This is a genomic window from Desulfosarcina sp., from assembly GCF_033791525.1.
In the GTDB taxonomy this organism is placed as follows: Bacteria; Desulfobacterota; Desulfobacteria; order Desulfobacterales; family Desulfosarcinaceae; genus Desulfosarcina.
The window spans coordinates 1-9,542 of the sequence record NZ_JASJGN010000018.1 but is presented as its reverse complement, the minus strand read 5'-3'; the positions used below and the strand labels follow the sequence as shown (position 1 = coordinate 9,542).

Here is a 9,542-nt window from a genome sequence, read left to right as displayed (position 1 = left end):
ATTGAAAATGTATAGATTTGGTAAAAGCGGATCCGCTTGGTGTAAGGTTTGTTTCCTTAGGTGAGGAGGTTCAGAAATGTGAGGATGAGTTCCGGGTTGACTTGATCAACGTGACCATCACCGAATTCCCGGATATACCGCTCGATGATGGCCCGGTAGGATCGGACCGTATTTTTTTTTAGAATGGGTCTTGTGGTAATCGATCCAGATTTTGGCTGCTTTGGACAGTTTCATGGCCTACCTCCTTCTGTGAAAGGGTTTGTTATCTGGGCAGGATGCCCAAGATAAGCCTATGATATCCAGTTGCTAAATGCAAATTTGATATGATCCTTGATAGTTAAATTTGATGGCAAGTAACCCAAACAATATTAGTGGGTAAAAAAGTACAGATTACATCCATATCAACCATGTATTAACAATGCCGGAAATCACTTTTTGTCACTTTCAAGGTGACATTTTTTTTAGATTGACCTTTTTTTCATCGCTTTAGCATGCTGCTTAAAGAGACAATATAAGATTTCTCCGCTCTTATGATATCTTTAATCATCTCTTGACTATAAACAACAGCGTCACAAGATAAGATATCCATGAAAAAAAGAACAGTGCTTTTTTACACTTCGATCGTAAATTTAATAATATCATTAATATCATGGAGTTGGGAAAACCATTTTTTAGCTTCCGCCCCGCGGGGAAAAATCATTCCCTCTGAAATGACTTTGAGATAACGGGTAAGTGTATCATCGAACAGATATAAAGAATCAATCGGAGAACCGCCTATTCTTTCGTCAAGCTCCTCATACATATTCCGAAGCGCGGTTAAATGCTCGATTTCTTTATGGGCCAGTTCATTAAAAAGTTTTTTTGCTTCGTTATCTGTAGAGGCTTTTGCAGCTGCCCTGTAAAAGTCCGAGCCATCAGTTTCAATGTCACATGCGATCTTCGCTATCTCCAAAGCTGTCAATGTCTCTTTTGTTGTCATTACACACTCCTTTTTAATTTTATTTTCAGTAGAGTTTAAACTCTATTGATCCTATCGAAAGTTCACTTGCCTAATATTGGGGCTGGTTACCAATCCGCTGCCCCATCACTTCCAGCGTGTCGCTGACCACCACAAAGGCCTGGGGGTCCATCTGGCGGATGAGTTGTTTTACCCGAGCCAGCTCTCTGAAATTAACCACGGTATATAGGACTTTTTCATCCCGTCCCGAATAGGCGCCCTGACCGCGTAGAACTGTCACACCTCGTTTGATATCCTCCAGGATCTTGCGGGATATCGCTTCGCCAAGGTTGGATACGATCATTACCGCCTTTCTTTGACTCAACCCGGTGATCACCAGATTGAGAATGCGGGTGGATACGTAGATATAAATCAAGGTATAAAGCACTTTTTCCAGCGGAAAAAGCAAAGCGCCTGCCAGCAACACAATACAGTTGAAAGCAAGGGTCGTGGTTCCTATACGAACGGAAAACCGCTTGAGCAGGGCTACCGATAGAATATCCGTCCCGCCCGCTGATCCCAGAGACTTCAAGGTGATACCCCCTCCAACACCGGAAAGGATTCCTGCCAGCAACGCACTGCAAAGCATATCCTGAACCGGAAACGATGCATGGGCCCACGCCAGGCAAACCGAAAAAATCGTCATGCCTGCTATGCTGTAAAAGAAAAACCGTCGTCCCACAAACTTCCAACCCAGGATGAAAACAGGCACGTTCAAGAGAAAATAGAGTGCTGCAACCGGCAGGAAAGGAAACAGGTAATGCAGAATGAGGACCAGACCCGTAAGACCTGAACTGAGAAATCCATTGGGGATAAGAATCCCATTGATGGCCATCGCACATAACATACTGCCCAGGGTGAGCAGCAACAGGTTCAATAGCACTTGTCCTATCGGGTGTGAAACAGCCTTTTTCGATATAGTTTTCATTACCAACTCCATTTATTCCTCCACTAATTTTTCAATGGAACCCGACAGAGTCGTTTCCAATTTCTGCTTCTTTCAATTCAACTTCTCGGGACAGCATTTTTTGAATGACGGCGATTACCTCATGGGCACCGCTTTCCAAATCGCCGATAAAGCGCGGGCGGAGCTTGTGGGCTTTGGCCAGTAAAACCGACTCCTTGATCGGTAAAATCAGAACTATGGAGGAATCCTCGATCAGGTGCCGGAAAGATATGAGCGTCGTCAATTCCTGTTCGTCTGCAGCAGCCAAAACAATGATTGCACTCTGGGCCGGCGTATGGCGAAGTCGCGTGCAAAAGGACGTCATGGATGTATATGCCGTAATCTGAGGAAACGAAGCGCGAATGGCTTCCTCGAAATTGCCGGCGACGTTTGTGTTCCGATATAAAATGATCTCCATGTGACCTTACCTCTAAGATGCGTTGACCTGCTTGTACCCTGGTACAGCATCAACTGTGCCAAAAATCTTTAGAAGTCTGATCAGGCGGGCCATGGGGCAAAAAGAGAGCATAGCCTACCAATCGAACGATGAAGATTATCGTATGGTGACACTATTTTCCTGACGTGCGGGAAAGTTTACTGCCAGGCAGGAATAATCAGTGGGGGGGCCGGGATGACTATGAGGGTCTAGTGATATCGTACTTTTTGAGCAGGGCATACAGGCGGGATTGGGACAGACCGGATATGCGGATGGCTGCTTTGATATCGCCGGCGGTCAGATCCATTAAATCGGCCAGATACTGCCGTTCGGCTTGGAGATAGATCGTTTCACGGAAATCCTGCAGCGGCGGCAGCTCTTTAAAATAGGTGCCCGTCGGACGCGCTTCTGTCGGCTGATGGGGATGATCTAAAGAATTTTGGACCACCTGGATGCGGATGTTCGGCGGCAGGTGCTTGGGAAACAAGGTCGGCTCATAGCGGGCTGCAGCCAGGCAGCGATCCAGAGTGTTAACCAGTTCCCGGATGTTTCCCGGCCAGGAGTAGGCCGCCAGGATATCAAAAAAATCAGGCGAAAAACCCTTGGGGGCGATGCCCATGCGTTCACAGAGACGGTCAGTGTGAAATCTGGCCAGCGCTTTGATGTCGGAATGTCGCGCCTTTAAGGGCGGCAGATCGAGTGCAAAGGCGCTGATGCGGTATAGCAGATCGTTGCGAAACGTCCCCTCGGTCACCATGGTTTCAAGATGGCGATTGGTGGCTGCCACCAGACGAAAATCACTTTTAACTTCGCTTTTACTGCCGACGGGGCGGAAGCGATGCTCCTGGAGAACGCGTAGAAATGCCTTTTGAAGTGCAAGGGGCATTTCACCCACCTCGTCCAGAAACAGCGTCCCCCCATCAGCCTGCCGAATCAATCCCTCGCGATCTTTATCGGCACCGGTGAAGCTGCCTTTGACATGGCCGAATAACAGGCTTTCCACCAGCGTATCGGGCAGGGCTGCGCAATCCACCACGACAAAACTGCCGTTCGCGCGTGCACTGTTGTTATGTATGGCCTGGGCGAACAACTCCTTGCCGGTGCCGGTTTCACCGGTAATCAGCACGTTGATATCGCTCAGGGCTGCCTGGGCCACCATGTCCAAACTGGCGCGGATTTGAGGGCTGTCGCCGATGATGTTTTTACGCCGTAGGGCCATCACGGTATTGGCCACCGCCGCGGTTTTCTTTTCCTTCCGGTATTGCAGGGCACGAGAGAGAGAAAGGCGAATCGCTTTGGCTGAGGACGATTTTTCGATGTAATCCCAGGCGCCGCTTTTGATGGCCAATTCGGCCCCGTTGGCATCACCGTATCCGGTACTGATGATCACTTCAGGTTCCCCGGAAGAGGCCTGAAGTTGCGGTAATACGTCCAGCCCGCTACCATCAGGCATCTGGACATCCAGAAATACAACGTCCACGTCTTCATAATTTGCTTTCTCCAGACCTTCCTTCAGGGTGGCCGCACAATCGGCTTCATGGTCCATTTGCCGGGCAAGTCGGGACAGCGCGTAGCAGATATTTTCGTCGTCGTCGATAATGAGGATTTTGGCCATAGCTTAGCGTTCCTGTGTCGGTTTTTCAGTGCCATTTTTCAGGGCGGCACGGATCGCCCCGGCGATTTCTGTCCGGGTGAATGGTTTCTGTATAAAGAAACGAATACCCAAATCGCCCGCCAGCGCTGCCGTTTGGAGAGTTTGGGGATCGGTTTGATACCCGCTGCATAGAATGATCGGCGTTCCGGGCCAGGTGTTTAAAATCCGTGCCGCCAGTTCGGTGCCCTTCATCTGGGGCATCGTCTGATCCGTGATGATCAGATCGAATTGCCCGGGGTTCCATCGGAGAACCGCCAGGGCCTCGATACCGGTTGTTGCCGTTTGGACCGCATAACCAAGCGCCTTAAGCATTTTAACCGCAGCATAGCGAAGCTCGGGGTCATCGTCAACGAGCAGAATGCGCTCCGTGCCGCCGTTCACTTTTTCGCTCGGCGGCGCGTCGGCAATTGCATCTACCGGATCGATTCGGGGCAAAAACACGTGGAAAGCCGTCCCGTCGCCCGGTGTGCTGTCAACGCTGATAGCCCCACCGTTGCGCTTGATGATGCCGTAGACCACCGAAAGCCCCAGGCCGGTACCGCCGTTTTTTTTTCCGGGTGGTAAAAAAGGGGTCGAATATCCGTGCCTGAACATCCGGTGCCATACCGTGGCCGCTATCTTTGACCGTCAGTTTCAAATAGGATCCGCCGGGAAGATTCATGGACTTGGCCGTCGTTTCGGTGTTAAGGGTCACGGGCTCAATATTCACCTCCAGTACCCCCGCATGCTTGCCGATGGCCTGGGCGGCATTGGTACAAAGATTCATGATTACCTGGTGAATTTGGGTGGGATCGGCCAGAACACTGCCTGTATCGACGGGTAAGCGCCGGCGAATGTCGATGGTCGATGGCTGGGAGGTCCGCAGCAGGTTCAGACATTCCTTGACCAGGCTGTGAAGCTGGACCGGCTGTCGCTCCAGTTCACCGGTTCGGCTGAAGGAAAGAATCTGTTTGACCAGGGCTTTTCCCCGCCAACCGGCCTTGAGGATGTGATCGAGATCTTCATGTACCGGATGGTCGTCGGGGAGGTCGTCAAGGGCGATTTCACTGCAGGTGATGATCGCTCCCAAAATATTGTTGAAATCGTGGGCAATCCCACCGGCCAGCGTTCCGATTGCCTCCATTTTCTGGGATTGGTGCAATGCTTTCCTGAGCTGTTCGCGCTCGGTTCGCATCCTGATGGTGATGATTCCAAAGGCCAGATCGTCGGCGAGTTCCTCAAGCAGCCTAAGCTCATTTTTGTCAAAGGCATTAGGCTCTGCGGCACAGATGCTGAGTGCACCGAACGTTTTACCCTCTTCTTTTAACGGCAGCGCAACAGCTGACGCATATCCCCTTTTAAGCGCCTCTTCTCGCCAGAATCCGAAATCCGGGTTGGTAAGAATATTCTGAAAAACGCTCGGTACACCATTTCGGATAGCGCTGCCGGTTGGCCCTCGCCCCCGTTCGGTGTCGGCCCAGGTGAGGTTGAGCAATTCCAGATAACCTTCCTCGTATCCCCAATAGGCTATCGGCCGCACTTTTTTTTCTTTGTTGTCTTCGGCAAATCCAACCCAGGCCAAACGGTATCCGCCATAGTTAACCACAATCCGGCAGATATCCTTCATCAGTTCCAATTCATCCTTGGCACGGATCAACGTGTGGCTGCATTCGCTGAGTGTTCTTAGCACACGATTCGTTTTACGTAATGATGCCAATTGGATCTCCGTTAAAAAGGGCGTTTGATGAGCAGATCGGCAATTTATCGTAAATTTAAGGAAAGTACAATAATATCAAAAAGAAAAGAAGCAACACAACCCTAGCAGGATGGCTTTAGGACGCAAGCGGACCTCGATATTTCACTTTTACAACCGCCCGCTGATAGTGGCACGTTCGTTGCTTGTGTTGCGTATCTATGGTTATTCAACTTTCAGCATACTTGGTCAAGCGACCGGACCGGGGCTTATTTCCTAAAATCGTTCTTGGCATTGTCTTCGTCCTGGCCGGCCTAACCATTTCCGTAGAGGCCGCTGACCTGCCCTTCGACCAGGCACTCAAGGCAATGCTCTCTGCCAACGAATCCGTCAAGGCCGCTTATTCCGAAACCGAGCGGCGCGAGTATGAAGCCAAAGCCGCACAGGGGCTTTACTTTCCTAAAATCACCCTATCTGGTCGCGTGACCCGTTTAGATGACCCGATTTACCTTGATCTCAATCCCATCCGGGACGTCATCCTGGCCCTGCACCCGACTGTCCCGGCAGCGGCGGTTCCTTCCTTTAAAGAACCCATTCAAGATGACACCTTCATGACGTCTCAACTGAACATGATTTGGCCTGTGTTCACCGGGGGACGTATCACCGCTGCCAATGCTGCTGCCGAAGCCGGTACGCGTGAGGCCAATGCCAGGCTGCGCCGAACCACCGAAACCCTGACCTCCGACCTGGTCCGCGTCTACTTTGCCGTCCGCCTGGCGGACCAGGTTGTTCGGATCCGCGCTGAAGCCAAAGATGCCCTGGATCTGCACCTGTTTGAGGCTCGCCGCATGTATGAGGAAGGCTTCATCGCTCGGACCGAATTGCTCCATGCCCAGGTGGCCCAAGCCCAGGCCGACCGAGAATTAAAAGCCTCCCGTCGTGATCTTGAACTGGCACACACGGCCCTGGCCAACGTTCTATCATCAGATGAACCGGTCACGCCCACGACCCCACTTTTTTTGGTCTCTGCACTTGAACCTGTTGATGACTTTTTAAGACAAGCCCGGGACACCCATCCGGCCCTGGAGCAGCTGGACGCGATCAAGGACCAGACTCACGAAAATCTTCGCGCCGAAAAAGCTGCCTACGCTCCGGAAATCTACCTCTTCGGTATCCGTGAGCTCTATGAAAACGACTTGACCGTTTTAGAACCCGCCTGGGCCGTGGGAGCCGGTCTCAACTTCACCTTGTTCGACGGTCTGGCCCGGCCCAATCGGATCCACGCCGCTCAAAAATTGGAAGAACAGGCCGGGCTGATGCGACAAAAATTGGTCCGGGACCTGGAAACTCTGGTTTCCTCCAAGTACCAGGAACTCATGAAGGCCGGTGAACAATTCGACGCCTTGCAAGCGTCTATGAACTTTGCCGACGAAAACCTGCGCGCCCGCCAACGGGCCTTCGAAGAAGGCCTGGCCACTTCAATAGAGGTGGTCGATGCCCAACTGTCCCTATCCGCTGCCGAAGTGGAACGGTTGCGCGCGGCATATGCTTTCGACATCGCGTTGGCGCAGTTGCTGGAAGCCAGCGGCCAGGGAAAAGACTTTCCCCGGTACCTGGCCGAGGCGCAAATGGAAGTGGAAAAATGAAATCCAAACACGCTTTCGTCGAGCCCATCGCAGGGCTCATCATACTACTTGTTCTGGTCGGCGGGCTCACCTGGTTTCTCCGGGAGCCTCCGGTTGAATTCATCCAGGGCGAAGTTGACGCCACTCAGGTCGACCTTGCCGTTAAAATCGCCGGGCGGGTCTCCACCGTCTGGGTCAAGGAAGGCCAATCCGTTGAAAAGGGCGACCATCTCTTAGACTTGGATATCCCCGAACTCCGGGCCAGGCTTCGCCAGGCCTCGGCCGCCGAACAGGCCGCAGGGGCCCAGCGCGACAAGGCCTTCGCAGGGGCCCGGCGGCAGGAAGTCCAGGCGGCAATGAACCTGTGGTTGCAGGCTAAAGAAGCTGCCGATCTGGCAGAAAAAACCTATCTCCGCATCGAAAGGCTTTACGCCGACGGCGTGGTCCCGGCACAGCGCCGCGACGAGGCCGAAGCCAAGTGGAAAGCATCCCGAGAAGCCGCCGCTGCCGCCCAGTCCCAATATGACATGGCGCAGGAAGGGACCCGCAAAGAAGATCGAAGATCCGCTTCTGCGTTGGTCGATCAGGCCGGCGGTGCCGTCAGCGAAGCGAAAAGCTACCTGAGCGAAACCCGTCTTGACGCGCCCATCGGCGGCGAAGTCGTCCACGTCCTGGCCGACCCAGGCGAACTGGTCAGCCCCGGCTATCCGATCGTCACGATCCTGGACCTGACCGATGTGTGGGTCACCTTCAATATACGCGAAGACAACTTGGCCGGATTGCGTATGCGCGAAACCTTCAAGGTCCGTGTCCCTGCATTGGGCGAAAAGAAATTCAACGTCAAAGTCAGCTACATTGCAGCCCTGGGTGATTTTGCCACCTGGCGAGCCACCAGCGCCTCCGGCGGTTTCGACCTGAAGACGTTTGAAGTCCGTGCCCGCCCGGTCGAGCCCGTCGACGGCCTTCGGCCGGGCATGAGCGTCATCGTGCCGTTGACGGACCTGCCTCATGACCGCAAATGACCGCCATCGCCATGCCCCGGACCGGCCCACCGGAATCCGGGCCGTAACCCGCCGGGAACTCGGCCGTATTCACAGGCAGCCCCGCTATGCCATGCTCATGATAGTCCTGCCTCTGATTTCCTTTGCCTTGGCCTGGGGGCTTTTCTTTAACCAGTACCCTCGAGACTTGCCTGTAGCCGTGGTCGATTTGGACCACTCTTCTTTGTCCCGCCAACTGTCCCGCTTGATCGATAGTACCGCTATCATGAAAGTGGCCTATCAACCGGCCGACCCAGCCGCCGCCAAAGACCTGTTACTACGCGGGCTGGCGTATGCCGTGGTCATCATGCCCCGCGGACTCGAGCGGGATATCAAACGCGGACTGGGCGGGGAAGTGATCGGATACTACAACGCACAGATGCTCCTGCCCGGCAGCATCATCTCCAGCAGTCTTGGCGCCACTGTGGCCACCGCTTCGGCCGGGGTGAACTACCAGTCCCGCCTGCGCCGTGGTGAAATGGGCGAAGCCGCCCGTGCCCACCTGGAGCCCGTCAACCTTGACAGGCACGTGCTTTTCAACCCCCAACTCAACTACCTGTATTTTCTGGCTGCAGCCCTGTGCCCGACGTTTCTGCAAATATTTGTCATCATGACCATCGTCTTGGCCATGGGCGAAGAACTCAAGAACGGAACCGCCCGGCAATGGCTCGATACCGCCGGCGGCAGTGTCTGGCGGGCGATGGCCGGTAAATTGGCGGTCTACTTCGTCACCTTCGGCCTGATAGGCTTGGTCATGCTGGCCGTGATCCTCAAAGGCTTTGGCCTGCCACTGCGCGGCTCCCTGGTCAGCTTGGTCTCGGCCACCATCCTGCTGATCCTGGCCGGCCAGGCCTGCGGGCTCATCCTGGTGGTGCTCAACCCGAGCCTGCGCATGGCACTCAGCGCCGCGTCCTTTTATGCCGGGACCGCCTTCGCCTTTGTCGGACTGACGTTTCCCCAGACCGGCATGCCCGCCCTGGCAAAAGCATGGAGCAACCTGCTGCCCCTGACCCACTACCTGCACGTTTTCCTGGAGCAGACCTTCCGCGGCGCCGATCTCGCCGATTCTGCCCCTGACATGCTCCTTCTGTGCGGTTTCGTTCTGCTGGGGCTTTTGCTCACCCCCCTGCTCAAACGCTATATGACCGACAGCCGTTACTGGGGAAGGCCAT

7 protein-coding genes and 1 pseudogene are annotated in these 9,542 nt (G+C 53.7%); 3 read left to right on the top strand and 5 right to left on the bottom strand.

Features of this window, described 5'->3' with window-relative positions; translation table 11 throughout:
• Window positions 1-610: 610 nt before the first annotated feature.
• The 5 genes and pseudogenes from QNK41_RS00810 to QNK41_RS00785 form a co-directional block, all read right to left on the bottom strand.
• The gene (locus QNK41_RS00810) at window positions 611-979 is read right to left on the bottom strand and encodes a ferritin family protein (protein WP_319252760.1); all 369 of its coding nucleotides are present in this window, start codon (window positions 977-979) and stop codon (window positions 611-613) included.
• A 70-nt stretch (window positions 980-1,049) separates the two neighbouring features.
• The gene (locus QNK41_RS00805; RefSeq protein WP_319252759.1) at window positions 1,050-1,925 is read right to left on the bottom strand and encodes a YitT family protein; all 876 of its coding nucleotides are present in this window, start codon (window positions 1,923-1,925) and stop codon (window positions 1,050-1,052) included.
• A 31-nt stretch (window positions 1,926-1,956) separates the two neighbouring features.
• Window positions 1,957-2,361, bottom strand: coding sequence for a hypothetical protein (locus QNK41_RS00800; RefSeq protein ID WP_319252757.1), 405 nt, complete (start codon window positions 2,359-2,361; stop codon window positions 1,957-1,959).
• Between the two features lie 217 nt (window positions 2,362-2,578).
• On the bottom strand, window positions 2,579-3,994 hold the full coding sequence (locus tag QNK41_RS00795) for a sigma-54 dependent transcriptional regulator (protein ID WP_319252755.1): 1,416 nt from the start codon (window positions 3,992-3,994) through the stop codon (window positions 2,579-2,581).
• 3 nt (window positions 3,995-3,997) lie between these two features.
• Window positions 3,998-5,702, bottom strand: a pseudogene (locus QNK41_RS00785) (response regulator); the annotation flags it as partial.
• Between the two features lie 224 nt (window positions 5,703-5,926).
• Between QNK41_RS00785 and QNK41_RS00780 the strand changes: the two are divergent.
• The 3 genes from QNK41_RS00780 to QNK41_RS00770 form a co-directional block, all read left to right on the top strand.
• Window positions 5,927-7,351, top strand: a complete 1,425-nt coding sequence (locus tag QNK41_RS00780; RefSeq protein WP_319252753.1) for a TolC family protein — start codon at window positions 5,927-5,929, stop codon at window positions 7,349-7,351.
• Window positions 7,348-8,352: an HlyD family secretion protein gene (locus QNK41_RS00775; protein ID WP_319252751.1), complete on the top strand. Its 1,005-nt coding sequence runs from the start codon at window positions 7,348-7,350 to the stop codon at window positions 8,350-8,352. The genes QNK41_RS00780 and QNK41_RS00775 overlap by 4 nt, the downstream gene beginning before the upstream one ends.
• The coding region (locus tag QNK41_RS00770; protein WP_319252749.1) for an ABC transporter permease at window positions 8,339-9,542 on the top strand (1,204 nt) is incomplete at its 3' end. The genes QNK41_RS00775 and QNK41_RS00770, both read left to right, overlap by 14 nt.

Excerpts from the sequence above, each read along its gene's own strand:
- QNK41_RS00800 (WP_319252757.1), bottom strand. The coding sequence starts at position 2,361 with ATGGAGATCATTTTATATCGGAACACAAACGTCGCCGGCAATTTCGAG.
- QNK41_RS00805 (WP_319252759.1), bottom strand. The coding sequence starts at position 1,925 with ATGAAAACTATATCGAAAAAGGCTGTTTCACACCCGATAGGACAAGTG.
- QNK41_RS00795 (WP_319252755.1), bottom strand. The coding sequence starts at position 3,994 with ATGGCCAAAATCCTCATTATCGACGACGACGAAAATATCTGCTACGCG.
- QNK41_RS00775 (WP_319252751.1), top strand. The coding sequence starts at position 7,348 with ATGAAATCCAAACACGCTTTCGTCGAGCCCATCGCAGGGCTCATCATA.
- QNK41_RS00780 (WP_319252753.1), top strand. The coding sequence starts at position 5,927 with ATGGTTATTCAACTTTCAGCATACTTGGTCAAGCGACCGGACCGGGGC.
- QNK41_RS00810 (WP_319252760.1), bottom strand. The coding sequence starts at position 979 with ATGACAACAAAAGAGACATTGACAGCTTTGGAGATAGCGAAGATCGCA.